12 protein-coding genes are annotated in these 17008 nt (G+C 33.6%); 5 read left to right on the top strand and 7 right to left on the bottom strand.

What is annotated here, in order from left to right:
* The first annotated feature begins 25 nt into the window (after positions 1–25).
* From porZ to ACFQ1Q_RS04120, 3 genes are read left to right on the top strand one after another with little or no spacing between them, the layout of a single operon-like run.
* Positions 26–2413, top strand: coding sequence for a type IX secretion system anionic LPS delivery protein PorZ (porZ, locus tag ACFQ1Q_RS04130; RefSeq protein ID WP_386128273.1), 2388 nt, complete (start codon positions 26–28; stop codon positions 2411–2413).
* A 9-nt stretch (positions 2414–2422) separates the two neighbouring features.
* Positions 2423–3145, top strand: coding sequence for a DNA repair protein RecO (gene recO / locus ACFQ1Q_RS04125; RefSeq protein ID WP_386128271.1), 723 nt, complete (start codon positions 2423–2425; stop codon positions 3143–3145).
* A gap of 15 nt (positions 3146–3160) precedes the next feature.
* On the top strand, positions 3161–5581 hold the full coding sequence (locus ACFQ1Q_RS04120; protein WP_386128269.1) for a TonB-dependent receptor plug domain-containing protein: 2421 nt from the start codon (positions 3161–3163) through the stop codon (positions 5579–5581).
* A 45-nt stretch (positions 5582–5626) separates the two neighbouring features.
* On the opposite strand, the gene ACFQ1Q_RS04115 is transcribed toward ACFQ1Q_RS04120, so the two are convergent.
* The gene (locus ACFQ1Q_RS04115; RefSeq protein ID WP_386128267.1) at positions 5627–8737 is read right to left on the bottom strand and encodes a lamin tail domain-containing protein; all 3111 of its coding nucleotides are present in this window, start codon (positions 8735–8737) and stop codon (positions 5627–5629) included.
* A 60-nt stretch (positions 8738–8797) separates the two neighbouring features.
* On the opposite strand from ACFQ1Q_RS04115, the gene ACFQ1Q_RS04110 reads away from it, so the two are divergent.
* The gene (locus ACFQ1Q_RS04110) at positions 8798–9271 is read left to right on the top strand and encodes a regulatory protein RecX (RefSeq protein ID WP_386128265.1); all 474 of its coding nucleotides are present in this window, start codon (positions 8798–8800) and stop codon (positions 9269–9271) included.
* A 4-nt stretch (positions 9272–9275) separates the two neighbouring features.
* Here the strand turns inward: ACFQ1Q_RS04110 and ACFQ1Q_RS04105 are convergent, their stop codons facing one another.
* The 5 genes from ACFQ1Q_RS04105 to ACFQ1Q_RS04085 all read right to left on the bottom strand — a co-directional run bounded on the left by ACFQ1Q_RS04105 (position 9276) and on the right by ACFQ1Q_RS04085 (position 15030).
* The gene (locus ACFQ1Q_RS04105) at positions 9276–10133 is read right to left on the bottom strand and encodes a cupin-like domain-containing protein (RefSeq protein WP_386128263.1); all 858 of its coding nucleotides are present in this window, start codon (positions 10131–10133) and stop codon (positions 9276–9278) included.
* A gap of 79 nt (positions 10134–10212) precedes the next feature.
* The gene (locus tag ACFQ1Q_RS04100; RefSeq protein WP_386128261.1) at positions 10213–10680 is read right to left on the bottom strand and encodes a hypothetical protein; all 468 of its coding nucleotides are present in this window, start codon (positions 10678–10680) and stop codon (positions 10213–10215) included.
* Between the two features lie 73 nt (positions 10681–10753).
* Positions 10754–12127: a flotillin family protein gene (locus ACFQ1Q_RS04095; protein ID WP_386130149.1), complete on the bottom strand. Its 1374-nt coding sequence runs from the start codon at positions 12125–12127 to the stop codon at positions 10754–10756.
* Positions 12128–12211: 84 nt separating this feature from the next.
* The gene (locus ACFQ1Q_RS04090) at positions 12212–12844 is read right to left on the bottom strand and encodes a hypothetical protein (RefSeq protein ID WP_386128259.1); all 633 of its coding nucleotides are present in this window, start codon (positions 12842–12844) and stop codon (positions 12212–12214) included.
* 353 nt (positions 12845–13197) lie between these two features.
* Complete coding sequence (locus ACFQ1Q_RS04085) at positions 13198–15030, bottom strand: TonB-dependent receptor plug domain-containing protein (RefSeq protein ID WP_386128257.1); 1833 nt, start codon at positions 15028–15030, stop codon at positions 13198–13200.
* Between the two features lie 71 nt (positions 15031–15101).
* Between ACFQ1Q_RS04085 and ACFQ1Q_RS04080 the strand changes: the two genes are divergently transcribed.
* Positions 15102–16598, top strand: a complete 1497-nt coding sequence (locus tag ACFQ1Q_RS04080) for an aminotransferase-like domain-containing protein (protein WP_386128255.1) — start codon at positions 15102–15104, stop codon at positions 16596–16598.
* On the opposite strand, the gene ACFQ1Q_RS04075 is transcribed toward ACFQ1Q_RS04080, so the two are convergent.
* Positions 16588–17004: a putative signal transducing protein gene (locus ACFQ1Q_RS04075; RefSeq protein ID WP_386128253.1), complete on the bottom strand. Its 417-nt coding sequence runs from the start codon at positions 17002–17004 to the stop codon at positions 16588–16590. The two genes, ACFQ1Q_RS04080 and ACFQ1Q_RS04075, sit on opposite strands and share 11 nt — an antisense overlap.
* Between the last annotated feature and the right edge of the window lie 4 nt (positions 17005–17008).

Genomic DNA, 17008 nt, shown 5'->3' with positions numbered 1-17008 from the left:
TATTTGAACAAATTTTAAAGTAATAATGATAAAACGATACCTTCTCGTTTTTTTTATAAGCTCAATAGTTAGCAATGTTTTATATGCTCAACAAGATTTTTCTGCGCTTTGGACAGACTATTTTTCTTTTTTTGATATAAAAGATATTACTAAAAGCGAATTTAAAGTTTTTGCAGCTTCAGAAAATGTTGTTTTTAGTTACGATGTAAATTCTAACGAAGTTGAAAAAATAACTACTATTCAAGGGCTTTCAGGCGAATTAATTTCAACAATTGAATATAGTATAGATAATCAACTGTTGCTTATTGGTTATGAAACTGGCTTAATAGAAATTTACATAGAATCTGATCAAAGCGTACTTTCAGTAGTAGATATTTTAGAAAAAGAGAGTATTGACCCTAGCACCAAAACAATAAACGATTTTTATGAACACGAAGACGTAGTTTATATATCTACAAATTTTGGCATTTCTGTATTTGATTTACAGCGTTTAGAGTTTGGAGATACATATTTTATCGGAGCTAATAACGCACAGATACCTATAGAAAAAACTACCGTATTTAATAATTTTATATATGCAGCATGTAATGGCGGAAACGGTATAAGAAAAGGTCAACTCACCAATCCAAACCTTATAGATTCTAATCAATGGGAAACCATTACAACAGGAAGTTATGTTTCCATAGAGACTATAAATAACCAACTTTATGGTTTGCGTACTGATAGAAACTTAATGCAAATTATAAATGATGCCATAACACCTGTTTTTAATTTTGACATTTTACCATTAGATTCTGATATTGGCGAAAATCAATTATTATATACAAATCAAAATTCAGTATTTATTTTTGATGCTTCAGCAAATTTAACTTCACAGATTAATCAATTTACAGATTTAGAGACCAGATTTAATTCCGCTGTTAATTTTGGAACAGATGTTTACATTGCTACAGAAGATTTTGGAGTTTTAAAAACCAATACAGATGACTTAACAACTGTTTTAGAAATTAGACCTGATGGACCTTTACGGAACAATGGATTTAGGATTCAGGCTTTTAGAAATGGTGTTTGGGTAACTTTTGGAGAGCACGATCAATTTTTAAATCCATTTCCTATAAACAGCAGAGGAGTAAGTGTTCTGCGAGATGAAGATTGGCGGAATATACCCTTTGACAGTCTTTTAGGAATGCGGGAACTTAATCAGATAAGTATAAACCCTAACAATCCAAATCAAGTTTTTATTAGTTCATTTTTTGATGGTATGTTAGAATTTAATAATTATGAAGCTACTAATTTTTTTGATGAAACAAATAGTCCTTTACAATCTTTAGTTAACCCATCTTTACCAGATTTTATAGATGTTAGAACTGGCGCTTCAGAATTTGATGATGGAGGTTTATTATGGAATTTAACCAGCCGTGTAGATTTGGCATTAAAATCCTATAATCCTGATAATGGTCAGTGGCAGACCTTTAGCTTCGAAAATTTTATTGAAGATTCATTAAATGATGAAATTGGTTTTTATGACATTGCTATAGACAATAACACTGGCACAAAATTTATAGGTTCTTTTTTTAATGGATTAATTGCATATAATGAAAATGAAGAATCTCGAATAAAGCAGATTACTAGCGAGGAACAAGGTTTGCCCAATACTTGGGTAAGATCATTGGCTATGGATAATTCTGGTCAGCTTTGGGTTGGTACAGCTTTTGGTTTACGAGTATTGTTTAATACTTCTGGTTTTTATGAAGAAGAACAACCACAACTTGAGCCTATAATTTTTTTAGAAGATGGATTAGCACGAGAGCTTTTAGAAAATCAAGCTATAACAGACATTGAGGTAGATGGCTCTAATAACAAATGGGTTGGCACGCAAGATGCTGGTGTTTTTTACTTTACACCAAATGGGCAAACAACAATCTATCATTTTACAAGAGATAACTCGCCATTACCTTCAAATTCTATAAATGATGTTTCTATTGACGAAACAAATGGTACAGTTTATATATCTACACCAAACGGGTTATTATCATTTAGAGCTGGTGGTTCGTCTCCAGTTGAGGAGTTAAGCGATGCTTATGCTTATCCAAATCCTGTAAGACCAGAATATAATATTTTGGGTTCTAATGATTTAAATGATATAAACAAAGGTGTAAAAATTGTTGGACTTACTGAGAATGTTAACGTAAAAATCACTGATGTCACAGGAAACCTTGTTGCCGAAGCTCAATCTAGAGTTAATAGACGTAATTCTAATCTTAGAACTAATTTTGCCATCGATGGCGGTACAGGTATATGGAATGGTAAAAATCTAGCCAATAACGTAGTGGCTTCAGGTGTGTATCTTATTATAATAAATGATTTAGATACTTTTGAAAGTAAAATTATAAAACTTCTTATTGTAAGATAATAAAAACGCATGCTTAGCAAATCTAGTGTTATAGTCCTGAGTAAACTTAAATACAAGGATTATGATTTAATTGTCAGAACATATAATAAAGAGCGCGGTGCTATCAGTTATCTCATAAAAGGCGGATTAAAATCTACAAAATCAAGCAGAGCAAAATCGGTTTATTTTCAACCTTTAATGCAATTATCAATAGAAGAAAATTATAAACCAAATCAATCCTTACATTATCTTAAAGAGGTTAAAACAAACTATATTTATAGAACCCTTTATACCAATGTTTACAAAAGTTCTATTGTTTTGTTTTTGTCAGAGCTAATGGCAAATGTTCTAAAAGAAGAAGAAAAAAATGAAGATTTATTTAATTTTATAGAAACTGCATTTCAATACTTAGACAGTGAAGATAATTATGCCAATTTTCATCTGTTATTTCTATTAAAGTTGAGTCGTTATTTAGGCTTTCAGCCGGAAACGCCAAAGTTTGAATCGCAATATTTTAACCTTCAGACAGGGTATTTTGAAACCACATCAAAAGGCCGATTTTCAATTTCAGGAAGAAATTTAACACTACTTAAAGCCTTACTGGGCATAAATTTTGATGACTTAGATAATATAAAAATGAATGCTTCTGAAAGACAAGACTTTTTAGGCATAGTATTGTTATATTTTGAATTACATTTGGAGGGTTTTAAAAGACCAAAATCTCTAACAGTTTTAAGCGAAGTTTTTCGTTAAAATTCAACGCACATAGTGAATTTTCTAAAATCCATATTATCATTTTTTTCGATATTTTGTTTTGTAATTCTAAATGCTCAGACCATAACGGTTAGAGACAAAATTACCAAAGAGCGAATACCGGGAGTTGCATTATACAATTTTAAAAAAACCAAAACTGTAGTTACAGACTTTAATGGAGAAGCAGATATTTCAGATTTTTTTCCGACAGAATTAATAATTTTTCAAAGTTATACTTATAAAAAATTTCAGACTTCAAAATCTATTTTGGCAACCAACAATAACGAAGTTTTTTTAGTTTCTGAAAATGAAAATTTGGCGCAAATTGTTATTTCTGCATCAAAATTTAACCAGAGTAGAGAAGAAATTCCTCAGACTATTGTTAGTCTAAGCGCAAAGGATATTGCCTTGGCCAATCCGCAAACTAGTGCGGATATTTTATCAAATTCAGGCAATGTGTTTGTTCAAAAAAGCCAATTAGGTGGTGGAAGTCCATTAATAAGAGGTTTCTCTACAAATAGACTTCTTATTTCGGTTGACGGAGTAAGAATGAACAATGCAATATTTAGAGGAGGAAATCTTCAAAATGTTATCTCAATAGACCCATTTGCTGTTCAAAACACAGAAGTTATTCTTGGTGCAGGCTCTGTTGTATATGGAAGCGATGCTATTGGTGGCGTTATGAGTTTTTATACAAAAAAACCACAGTTATCTTACAAAGATGAGCTTTTTTTTAAAGCAAATGTATTGGCTAGATATTCTTCAGCTAATAATGAAAATACAGGACATATAGACTTTAATTTAGGTTATAAAAAGTGGGGCTTTTTAACAAGTATTAGTTATACCAATTTCGATGACTTACGTATGGGAAGTCATGGTCCTGATGACTATCTTAGAAATCAATTTGTGCAAACCATAAATGGTGTAGATACTTTGGTAGATAATCCAAATCCGTTAATACAATTGCCAACGGGTTATAGCCAAATTAATTTGATGCAAAAAGTGCATTATGAACCAGCAGATAATTTAAAGTTTGATTTGGGCTTACACTATTCTGCAACTTCAGATTATGGGCGTTATGACAGACTTATTAGACCTAGAGGCGATGGATTACGTTCTGCAGAATGGAATTACGGTCCGCAAAAATGGTTTATGGGTAATTTTATAGTTACTAAGACAAGTAGCGATTCAAACTTTTACGATAAAATACATGCTGCAGCCGCTTATCAAAATTTTAAAGAAAGCAGAATAGAAAGAAATTTTGGTTCTGAGATACGTAATACAACTTCTGAAAACGTAGATGCAATTTCTTTTAATATCGATTTTGAAAAGGCGTTAAGCAAAAAATCTATATTATCTTACGGTGCAGAATATTTATACAACATAGTTAGTTCAAGTGGGTTTGAAACTAATATTACAACTAATCAAAATATTAATACTGTTTCTAGATACCCTGATGGGTCCACTTGGCAATCTATTGCAGCGTATACGAGTTATAAATACAAACCCAATTCAAAATTCGTATTTCAATCTGGTTTACGTTATAATCAAATTTTAATCGATGCAGATTTTACGGAAAACAACCAGTTTTTAAATTTACCGTTTGATGCTGCTAAAGTAAACACAGGTTCATTTACTGGAACAGCAGGTATTCGTTTTATTCCAAGTAAAATGATAGAGTGGAACCTAAATACCTCGACAGCATTCAGAGCGCCAAATATTGATGATATTGGTAAAGTTTTTGACTCAGAGCCAGGTTCGGTTGTAGTGCCAAATAATAATCTAAAACCCGAATATGCTTATGGTGTTGAATTAGGATTAAAATTAAATTTTGATGAGTTTGTAAAAATAGACATGGCAACTTATTATACATTTTTGGAAGATGCCTTAATCCGAAGGAATTTTACTTTAAATGGACAAAGTCAAATTAATTACCAGGGCGAATTAAGCAATGTGCAAGCCATACAGAACGCTTCAGAGCAAGATATTTATGGTTTTGAAGTTGGCGTTGAGGTTAATTTTAATGAAAATCTACAACTGATTTCGCAGTACAATGTTATCGGTGGAACTGAAGAAGCTAACGGAATTGAATCCCCTGTAAGACACATTGCACCAAGCTTTGGACGTACACATTTAAAGTACGATACTGGCAAATGGAAGTTTGATGCCTTCGCAATTTACAATAACGAATTATCGTTTAATCAACTGGCACCTTCAGAAATTAGTAAAGCATATTTGTATGCTTTGGATGATAATGGGAATCCATACTCGCCTTCGTGGTACACTTTAAACTTTCGAGCGCAATTTCAACTTAATAAAAATTTAGAGTTTAATGCTAGTCTCGAAAATATAACAGACCAACGTTATAGACCATACTCTTCAGGCATATCTGGTGCTGGCAGAAATTTGATTATTTCAGCTAAATATAGCTTATAAAAAAAGCCCTCTCTAAGTGAGAAGGCTTTTTTTATTTTTTATATGTTACTTTTTAATTGATTTTTTTGAAATTATAACTCCGTTAGAAAGTTCTGCTTTTACCAAATACACTTGTTGACTAAGATTAGATAAATTGTGAATTTCAGAGCTAGAATTACCTTCAAATTGGTAAATTAATCGTCCTTGTAGGTCGTATATATTAAGAGTTTCTATGGAAACAGATTGAGATTTTAATTCAAACTTCACCAAGTTATCTTCTAATTCAATTATCGAAAGTTCATTTTCATTCAACGTATTGTCGTCAATACCTAAAGCTTGATTTCTAAATACAATTTCGAAACGGTCGGTAAAATAACCACCGTCTGAAGAGAATGTATATGGTGTAGTTAAATCATGTATTGTATTTAATAAGTTGTCTTTGATGTAAACTGGATTATTTTCAAGATAGCTACCTTTTTTTTCTATAGCTTCTATAGTGTATGTTTCGTTAGTAGATATAAAAGCGCCAAAAGCAATTTTTATAACCTCGTCTTCATTTAGACTTGTTTTTGCTTTTCCTTGAATAACATAAGAACCTTCACCTTCATTATCTAGAGACACCAAATAACCCGCATTACCAGAATAATTTCTATCTGTATCAATGGTATGGCCATCGTAATTATCGGTAGCTATATCTGCGTAAGCAACACAAATTTGACTATAAATTCCAACATCTGATGACAAGTTTATATACAGCTTTTCTATATCATTTGATGTTCTGTAGAATTCATCATTAACATTATTACCACTCACACGCATGCTGTTAGTAAAAACAACACTTCCACTGGATGCCGAAGGGACAAAAAATGCTTGTCCTGACGGAATTTGTCTAGAAGGTGCTGTGGTAGTACCATTACCAGCCTCACCTAAAGTGTTTACAGTGATATAGTCGTTTTGATTGTAATTAAGAACTTCATTTCCTGGGTTAGCTCCATCTACAGGATTAACCTGAGACCACATGTAAACAACTTCATAAACAGTGTTATTGCCAGGTGCGACAGTCCCATTTTCAGCAAAAAATGCGTCAATATCTATTGCTGAAGGGTATGGATTACCAATTAGATTCCAATGAAGCCCATTTGTTGCATCATTTACAACTGGATAAGTAATATCTCCTGTGTTATATGGACCTTCAAAAATATAACTATAAGAGAATCCTGCGCCAAGAAAACCTGTCTGGTTGTGGCTACCTGCAAAACCTTGACCTGGAGTCATTGGAAAATCACCTTGTTCTCTAGTCCATGCATTTGCATCATCATCCAAGCTATCACCATCGGTATCTAAAAAATTATTGGCATTAAACCAAAATACTCTACTACTATTAAAAAGTGCTCCATCTGTGCTTTCACCTGCAACTGGAGAACTCCAATATGTAACATCATACCAATTTGTTAATGGAGAAGTAGTTTTGTTTACTACGGAACTGGCGTCAGTTCCAAGGGTAAATGAACCAGCTAAAGCCCCATCGCCACGCTGTACTAAACTACCTCTGGTTTCAACTGTAATTTCATTTGAAGCTGAGCCATCATCAGTAGCGGTAATGTCATTCATGACTTCAATATAGTAACCGTTACTGATGGTTAGACTTCCTCCAGAATTAATAACTAAACTACAAGCTGTAAAGCTTGGATTTGTAGCATTAACAGTGTAATCTCCATCTATAATAGCAGCAGTAAAAGCATTAGGTGCTCCAGCACTCCAAGTTGTACCATCCCATGTTGTAGAAGTAGTACAAGAGCAATCACTTACATGCATTCCAAAATCACTAGTATCATTTACTGTAGCAACTGACCACTGAGATGCATCGTAAGCTACCGTAGGGATGACAACATCTTGATTTCTTCTTAAAACTGTATTTTGGGCAAAGTTTGAGGCGTCTCCAATAAATCCTAATACATCAATATTTTCACCAGTAATAGTTTGTAAGGCCATAACATCATTTCCAGTAAAATTCATAGCGTTACCAGAAACAGCCAAATCTCCAGTAATGGCGGCACCAGTTCTATAGATTAAAAATGTAGAATATGAATTTATTGTTCCAGATAAATTGGCAATAGATGGCAAAGTTGCTCCATTCCTATAACTAGCTAACCTATAATTACTTAAGTCTATGTTGCTATTTGTAGGGTTATAGAGCTCGATATATTTATTGTTGCCTGTACCAGTACCCACAGGTTCGTGATATTCACTTATTATTAATTCTGAACAATCTGCAATAGGAGCCATGACTTCTGCATCAGCATTTACATTTACCGTAGTTACACCTGTGGTTGTGATAGTAACGATATCATTATAAGTATTCTCAGTTAAGCCAGAGACTAGCCTTATATAAATAGTAGTTAAACTAACAGTACCTGTTGTTGGTGTAAGATTTAAAGTATTTGTAAAACCGGTACCAGAAGTTGTTGATATTTCAAAATTAGCTGGAGCCGTAATAACGATATCAGTCGTTAAAGCAAAACCCTGCACAGTGAATTGTGCTTCTGTAAGCGAAGCATCTCCTTCAGTATAACCTAATCCAGAAACAGAAGTAGGACTTACATTTAAAGTAGGTGTCACAGGAGCTGTACCTTCAACAAGAATGTTGTCTAGCCTTTGTCGTTCTCCACCTCCATCATTAGTCATTGTGACTCTTAACTCAATGGTGTTTCCAGATAAACCAGCATCAGACACAACTGTAAGCGGAAAATCATTAATCAATGTTCCGTTATTGGTCGCTAATATCCAAGTACCACCATCTATTCTATACTCAGTAACAAATGTGTCTGCGTCTTCTAGGTTATCGTTTGCATCATTTTCAAATACATCAAGTGAAAATTGTACATTCGTAAAACCAGTAATATCAATTACAGGCGACAACCAAGTTGCTTGCGTATCTAAATCTCTTCCTTCTAAATAACCAGTTCTTACTTGGAAATAATCTGCCGTAGCTGTTAAAGAAGCAGAACTAATATCTATATTCCATGATACCCCAGAAAGGTCAACAAAATTGCTTGGACCAATAGCACCTTTTCCATTTTGACCAGTAAAATCTTCAAGGTATATTGTAGTTTGGCCAAAACAAAAAGTCGAAAAGCTTAAAATTGCAATTAGCAGGTATGGTAATTTTTTAAACATAACTAGTAGGTTTGTTACTATAGCAGTAAAAATAAAACTTTTAGGGGCTATATTTGCAATATGAACGTTGTAAAAACCTATTCTGTCGATGAAGCGCAAAAACTACTCGAAAATTACTGTGCTTATCAAGAACGTTGTCATAAAGACGTAAAGGAGAAGTTGGTGAAAATGAGGATGATACCCGAGGCAATTGACACAATTGTAGTGCATTTAATAGAGCAAAATTACCTTAATGAAGAGCGGTTTGCTAAGGCATTTGCACGAGGGAAATTTCGAATAAAAAAGTGGGGAAAAAATAGGATTGTTCGTGAGTTAAAATTTAGACAGATTTCTAAGTACAGTATCGATTCTGCTTTGCTAGAAATTGACTTAGACGACTATCATAAAACTTTGGACGAACTGACTGTAAAACGAATTGCCCAAGTCAAAGAAACTAATCTTTACAAAAAGAAAAAAAAGGTAGCAGATTATCTATTATACCGCGGTTGGGAATCTAATTTGGTTTACGAAAAACTAAACGAATTGCTGAACTAACGTGCTAAGCTTTGTGTGTTCGTAAAATAGCCTGCTCATTTTTCCAATCTATCCATTTTTGACCTTTGATTCTGCGCATTATATTATCGAAACTTCGCATAATAAAAACGTTGTAAATAGCTTTTCCAAGATTTTTAGGATTCCTTGCAATAGCTCGCAAACTCATTGAAAAACCAGGTGTAATGTAACGCATGTAATGCCAATAACCTTCAGGCATATAAAGCACTTCGCCGTGATTAAGATTGCAAACCCAACCTTTTGCATTTTTCAGCGCTGGCCATTTTTCAAAATCTGGATTGGCAAAATCAATATCTTCTCTGGTAATCAATGAATGCGGAATTTTATACAAATGCTTATTTTGCTTTTGGTCGAATAAGATGCATTGCTTTTCACCTTCAAAATGAAAATGAAAAATATTAGCCAAATCTATATCGTAATGCATAAATGTGTAAGAATCTCTTCCGCCAAAAAACAACATTGGTAACCCTTTCATGAGTCGTAATCCAAAATCTGGGAAGCTAAAATCTTTTTGAAGTTGAGGTACTTCTTTTAAAATATTCCAAAGAAAAATACGGTATTTTGTGGGTTCGCGTTTAAGCAAATCTACATAATCACTCATTTTCATCTTGGCGTGTGCCTCATTAAAACCATCTTTGTAATCTACAGGTCTATTGTCATAAAGTGGTACGGTTACATCTCCCGCAACCTCTTTCATGTAGTCTAAACTCCATTTGTTATATGCAGGCCAATCTTCAATAAAACGCTCAATAACCACAGGTTTTTGAGGTTTAAAGTAATTTTTTATAAAATCCTCTTTTGTGATGGTTTTTACCCGAGGAATGTCCTGAAGATTAAGTTTCAATGTATATTAGTTTGAAATTCAAATTTAATAAAACAAAGCTTATTTGAAATAATTATTCTCAAATAAGCGATGAAATGGTTTAACACCACTCCGATTCTCTTTTTGTTGCGTCCAAAATATCTATGTTTAATAACTTTGATATTTCTTTTGCTTTTTTAAAAGCATCTTCAACTGATTTTGTTTCGTAAGCTTTTATTTTGTGATTGCCATTGTAAAATAAATTAACTTTTATTACAGTGTCTGAAACTACTGTACTCGCGGTCGAGACCCAAACTCGAGTTTTTTCTTCTGATTTAAAAACTGAGATATAATCTATTTTTGGTAGGATTTGCCATTTACCAAATGTAAATCCCATCCAGGTTGTTATGTTTCTGAATTTTTTATTCTGAAAATTGAACTCAATTCCTTCAGACTTAAAAAAATAAAGTCCAATTATTAAAAACATAAGACCAATTAACTTCCCAGAAATTAATGAAATAACACCAATAACTAAAGAACCACAAGCGTAAATAAGCTTTAATTTTGAAGGTTTTTCTCTAAGTAGCAAACTGATAATTTCGTTATTGAATTGGTTAAAAAAAGACCTGCAAGATTTCTAAAACCTTGCAGGTCTATAAAAATTAGTCTTCAGACTTATCAATTTTAGCATCTTCTGCCTCAATCTCTTTTTTGTCTTTACCTTTTAAATACTCTGGTAAATCCATTCCTGCCATATTAAACATTTCCTGTAATGGCGGAACCGCTTTATACATGCCCGAAATAAAATTAGAAGTGGACGTTTGTCCGTCTTTTCCGCCACCGTTTTCCCAAACCGTAACTTTGTCTATTTTTATGTTTTTAATGGCTTCGGCTTGTGTTTTTACCAATTCTGGTAATTTGTCCGCGATTAATAACAGTACCGCATCTTTAGAGTTGTTGCCAGCTGCTTTTACAATTTCATCTAGACCAGCTGCCTGCTTGGTTAAAACCTCATACAAACCTTTTGCTTCGGCTTGTGCCTTAAATAATATTGCATCTGCTTCACCTTTTGCGCGTCTTCTAATGCGCTCAGCTTCAGCTTCGGCATCAATTTCAACTTTGCGTTTGTCAATTTCTGCTGGGACAATAACATCGGCCATTTGAGAAGAACGCTCGCGTTCAGCTCTTGCTGTTTCTGCTTCTTGCTCTGCTGCATATGATTCTTGTAACGCTTTTGCTGCTTGTACTTTTTCTGATGCAATAGCCACGCGCTCTGCTTCGGCTTCACGTTGGCGACGCAATGAGTCTGAGTTTGCCACTGCAATTTTTGCCGTGTTCTCACCTTCAACTGCTTGTGCGTTAGCTGCTGCGACTTGAGTTCTTTCATCTTGTACAGCATTTGCTTCACCAATAGAACCATCTCTAGTTTTTTCTGCTACCGACTTACGAGCTGCGTTAATGGCGTGTGCCGCAGCTTCTTTACCAAGTGCTTCGATATAGCCAGACTCGTCAACAATATCTGTAATGTTTACGTTGATGAGTTTAAGACCAACTTTTTTCAATTCCGTTTCAACAGACTGCGAAATGTTAGTTAAAAACTTATCGCGGTCGTTATTAATTTCTTCAATATCCATTGAAGCCACAACCAAACGTAATTGACCGAAAATAATTTCTTGTGCTAAATCTTGAATTTCATTTTGACCTAAACCCAAAAGTCGTTCTGCTGCGTTTTGCATAACGCCTGGCTCTGTGGAGATACCAATAGTAAAACGCGATGGTACATTAACACGAATATTTTGTTTTGAAAGCGCATTTACAAGATTTACCTCAATAGAAATCGGTGTTAAATCTAAGAACTCGTAATCCTGAATTACAGGCATAATAAATGCCGCGCCACCATGTATACATTTGGCTGATTGACCGCCACCAACTTTACCGTAAACCACCAATATTCTATCTGATGGACAACGTTTGTAGCGTTTAATTAATACAATCAAGATAAGGACAACAAATAAAGCAATGAAAATAAGTGCCATTGGTCCACCAATGCCTTCCATGATATTATCTTGAAGGAAAATGTTTAATAATTTCATATAGTTAAGATTTAGTATGGTTAGTAATTAATTTAATTTTTTCTGTTCTGGTAATTCTTGATGCTCAACACTTGAGACCTCAATAGGTTTTCGTGTTTTATCCACTATTAATATTCCGTTTGCGGTAACATCAACAACCTTAATTATTGTACCAGTTTTAAGCTCTGTTAATGCGTCTGTCATTGCTTCTAACTCTCTAGTTGTTCCTTGAACTCTTATGGTAACTTTACCAATATTAGAACGATCTGCTCCAATAGTTAAATACACTTCTCCTATAGCATCAATAGCATTTTTATAGTTTAATGTGCCACTATCTGTGAGTTTACCCATAAAATAGAATAATGCCGCCATAATAGTCATCATCAGTAATCCACAAATAGATGAAATGACAAGCGTTGTTGGTTTTGATAAACCAGCATCAATACAAGCAATACCACTCCAACCAAAAATTGTAAAAAAGCCAACGAGATTCTTAAATGTTATAAACTGAAATCCAATACCCGTATCGCTTTCAATCTCGGTATCTACATCTTCTAAGTCATCTGCATCGCCACCAGCAAAAGCCATAATCATTACCACGGTAAAAATTATTGACCCAAGAAGCGCAATTGACCAATAGAGCTTAGGAAAAAAATCTAAATTTGAAAACCAGTCTAACATAATTACAAGTTTTTGATGCGTTACTAAAAAGCATCCTGAAAGTTACTCTTTGAATGCTAATTACAAAAGTTAATCTGACTAATTTTTATCGGTAAAAAAAGAATGTATTTCATATTAAAAAAAATGACACACGTTTCCTGTTGAAAAGGAAAATTTCTGAAGTTTTTCGATGGTTAGTCAAAACTTTAATAAGCCTTAAGAATTGAGATGGCTTATGTTACTTTCAATATATATGTAGTCTAAGTCTTGATATTGTTACAGTTTTCATTCAAAATTCTATGTATGGCTTAAGTTCGAATGAAAAAAGCCCGAAAGATGATTTATCCTTCGGGCTTTTTTTTGTACAATATCTTTTAGTTAAATGTATATCGTAAGCCAAATAACACATTACTTGGTGGCATTGGTACGAAACCACTTTCAATATAATCAGCATCAAAAATATTACTTGCGGTTACTGTAAATTCAGTTTGTTTTAGCTTAACAATTAATGAAGCGTCCCAAACGTTGTAGGTTTGGCCTGTTGTACGTTCGGCATATTTGTAAACAATATTCTGACGTACGTTTTTAAATACTTGTGTACTTAATCTGGTAATATACTGGTGCCTCAGAGTGTTTAAAGAATAGCGCGATAAATCAGGGTTTTGGTCCATAATATTATCATCTAAATACGAATACCCAAAAGCCAAGGTCTGGTTAAAATCTTTTATTTTAAAATTATAAGCAGCATCAACCTCGACACCTTTTGTGTTGACTTCTCTAATATTTGTAGCGGTAAAAATGCCTGTTGTTGTATTTGGCCTAATGTAATCGATAAGATTTTCGGCATCACGATTAAACACAGCCACAGAAGCACTAAACTTTGAAGAAAAATATTTTAAACCAATCTCTTGAGCAAAGGCTTCTTCAGGCTCCAAATCTGGATTTCCAGATGTTGCAGGATCACTATAAAATAAATCAGTATAAGTTGGAATTCTATACGTATAACCAACATTTCCGTAAGCTCGTAAATTATCTGTAATAGAAAAACCAACATCAATACCAGGGAAAGCATTAAATTTAAAATCTGAAAAATAAGTGGCGGCAACGCCTGGTGTAATGTCTAGTTTTCCATCTAATAAATTAAAACGATGTTCTAAAAAGGCTGTTGCCATAAAACGGTTTCTTTCGCCTAAATTGTTACTTCTTAAAAACACTTTTGCTAAATCTAGTCCAAAACCAGTAGTTCCTAAATCGGACTTATAAGCCGCATTAGCTTCTGTGCCCACTTTGTTAGAAACATGAAAGTTTCTAAAAAAAGCAGGTTCAAAACGTCTCAATAAAAACATATCTTGGTTACGTCTCCAATAGATTCTTGGCGTAATTTTAAATTTTTCGTTTTTAAATGTTGTCGTAAATGCAACTAAACTATTTTGAGTTTCCTCGTATTCATTAAACGAAGGGTTTGTAGTGTAAAAGTTTTCGGCACCAAACTTGCGCTCCAAAAATGTAGCAATCATTTGTATAGGTTGCTTATTTTCATTGAAGGTGCTTTTTATAAAATAGTTAGAGTTGTCATAATCTGAATTGTTTCTATAACCCGCAGAAGTTACACGACCAGCATGAATAATATGTGATGAATTATCTAACGAAACTCCAGCAGTAACGTTTCCGTTTAATTGTCCAAACGAACCAGTTTCAACATTTATAGAAGCACTGTTTTCAAGATTTTTTTTAGTAACAATATTAATAGCACCAGTAAATGCGTTTTGTCCAAAAACACGAGCAGCTGGACCTTTTACAATCTCAATACGCTCTATGACCTCTAAAGGTAAAGCAGCATTCATGGTATGATGTCCTGTTTGTGCATCATCCATTTTTATGCCATCAATAAGTAATAAAGTTTGATCAAATCCACCACCACGAATATATAAATCGGCTTGGCTACCACCAGTTCCGCGACGCCTAATATCTACGCCAGCCACTTGCTGCAAGACATCTGCAACATTTACAGCAGCACTGTTTTTAATATCGGCTTTTGTTATAATATTTATAGTTCTAGAATTTTTTTTGAAAGGCAAATCGATACGTCTTGTAGAGTTTATGATAACTTCTTCTAGAGAATCGGTTTTTACTTCGTTTTGTTCTTGAGCATTAGCTTGAAAAAACGCAATTAAAATTAAAAGCAGAAAATTGTATTTAGTATTCATTTTAAGTCTGTTTATTAATATTGCAAAAGTCGTAACTTTCCGGACGATTAAACTAGTCCAGTTTTAAAATAATGAATAGTCCGGTTAAAGCGCTTATAAAACAATTGATTTCTTTTGATAAAAAGAGCATTCAACCCTTATACATTCAAGCGGCGCAACAAATTATAAATGCCATTCAGCGAGGATATTTAGAAAAAGGTAGTAAGTTGCCTGGCACACGAATTTTAAGCAAAATTTTAGATGTACATCGTAATACAGCTGTTGCTATATATGATGAATTAGCATCTCAAGGTTGGGTTGACATCGTGGCAAACAAAGGTACTTTTGTTTTAATACCAGATGAAAGGACTTTAAAAATTAAAGTTTCTGGACAAAGTGTTAATGATGCATATCATTATCCCAAAGTTTCAGGTTTTCCATTTCAAAGCTCCTTTAATTTAGCATCAACTAGTGATAATAGCGCTTCAAAATATATTATAAATGACGGTAAGCCAGATTTACGATTACATCCAACACATCAATTTTCGAGATGGTATGCTGCAGCAATGAAACGAAAATCACTTATAAATAAATGGAATAAATCAAGTGTAAGTTCGGCATCAGTGTTTAAAACACAACTTTGTAATTATCTAAATGCTACTCGTGGATTTAAAATTTCTTCAAAAAATACCATAAACACTCGAAGCGCAGAAATGAGCTTGTACATTGTTTCACAACTTTTAATTGAGCCAAAAGATGTTGTATTGGTTGGTGAGCTAAGCAATTATGCGTCTAACAAGATTTTTCAGCAAGCCGGAGCAACTCTAAAAACTATACCAATCGATAACGAGGGATTAGATATTGATTACATTAAAACCCATTTTGTGAAGAAAAGTATAAGATGTGTTTACGTTAACCCAAATAGAAATTATCCCACTACAGTAACTCTAAGTGCAAAAAGACGTTTACAGCTGCTCCAATTAGCAAAAGATTATGGCTTTGCAATTATAGAAGATGATTTTGATTACGATTTTCAGTACCATGGTTCTGCAATGCTACCAATAGCTTCTGCCGATGCAAGTGGTATGGTTATTTATTTGGGAAAATTAGGGCAATCTTTATTTCCAAGTTTCCATACCGGATTCATTGTGGCACCAGAAAATTTTATTTTAGAAGCTAAAAACTATCTTCAATTGCTTGATCAGCAGGGCGATTTAATCCAAGAACAAATGCTATCTGAATTGATTTCGGAAGGCGAAATTTACAGGTTAAAAAAGAAAAATAGCATTATTTACAAACGCCGTCGTGATTGTACTTCTCATTTTTTAGAGCAGTATTTTGGAGGAATTATTAAGTGGAAAATGCCTTCTGGCGGCTTAGCAATTTGGCTTCAATTTGAAGAGCCCATTTCTTTAATTAGACTTGCTGAGGAAGCTGAAAAACTAGAGGTATATCTTCCTAAAATTATTTTGTATCAAAATAAATCTACATGTGCCATACGTTTTGGATTTGGACACTTAAACGAGGACGAAATTGAAGTTGTTATAAAAAAGCTAAAGCAAGCTTATAAATTGGTACTTAATCTTTAATAGGGAAAGTTGTATTGCAATTTTCGCACTTATATTGGTAGCGAGTACTGAAAGGTAATGTGCCAAATACAAAACCTATTATAAAAGCAAAGAACGATTTAAAATTGTTAATTGTGCTAAACATCTGCACACGATTTTTACCACAATTAGGACAAATTATTGGGTTTCCGTTATCATCTAACGAATACGCTTTTATAGATTGCAATATTTCCATCGCCGCATCCTTATCTTTTGCCAAAACCTTTAGTTTAACACCACCAATAGCATTACTAACTAATGGGTCGGTATCAATTGTAAAATTATCTCGCAAAAATACTTCGATACCATCAGCCTCAAGACGTCCTTTTACGATTTGAGCTTCTGTGGTGTATTGAAATTTAGCAATAGTAATAAAGGTTTCTTCCATACAG

The organism is Winogradskyella litorisediminis (assembly GCF_042675765.1).
GTDB lineage: Bacteria > Bacteroidota > Bacteroidia > Flavobacteriales > Flavobacteriaceae > Winogradskyella > Winogradskyella litorisediminis.
Note: the sequence above shows the minus strand (reverse complement) of the source record. Positions and strands in the feature narration are given on the sequence as shown.

Coding starts and splice junctions, on each gene's coding strand:
- ACFQ1Q_RS04085 (WP_386128257.1), bottom strand. CDS start 15,030: ATGAATACTAAATACAATTTTCTGCTTTTAATTTTAATTGCGTTTTTT.
- ACFQ1Q_RS04110 (WP_386128265.1), top strand. CDS start 8,798: ATGAACGTTGTAAAAACCTATTCTGTCGATGAAGCGCAAAAACTACTC.
- recO (WP_386128271.1), top strand. CDS start 2,423: ATGCTTAGCAAATCTAGTGTTATAGTCCTGAGTAAACTTAAATACAAG.
- ACFQ1Q_RS04090 (WP_386128259.1), bottom strand. CDS start 12,844: ATGTTAGACTGGTTTTCAAATTTAGATTTTTTTCCTAAGCTCTATTGG.
- porZ (WP_386128273.1), top strand. CDS start 26: ATGATAAAACGATACCTTCTCGTTTTTTTTATAAGCTCAATAGTTAGC.
- ACFQ1Q_RS04115 (WP_386128267.1), bottom strand. CDS start 8,737: ATGTTTAAAAAATTACCATACCTGCTAATTGCAATTTTAAGCTTTTCG.
- ACFQ1Q_RS04095 (WP_386130149.1), bottom strand. CDS start 12,127: ATGGCACTTATTTTCATTGCTTTATTTGTTGTCCTTATCTTGATTGTA.
- ACFQ1Q_RS04080 (WP_386128255.1), top strand. CDS start 15,102: ATGAATAGTCCGGTTAAAGCGCTTATAAAACAATTGATTTCTTTTGAT.
- ACFQ1Q_RS04075 (WP_386128253.1), bottom strand. CDS start 17,004: ATGGAAGAAACCTTTATTACTATTGCTAAATTTCAATACACCACAGAA.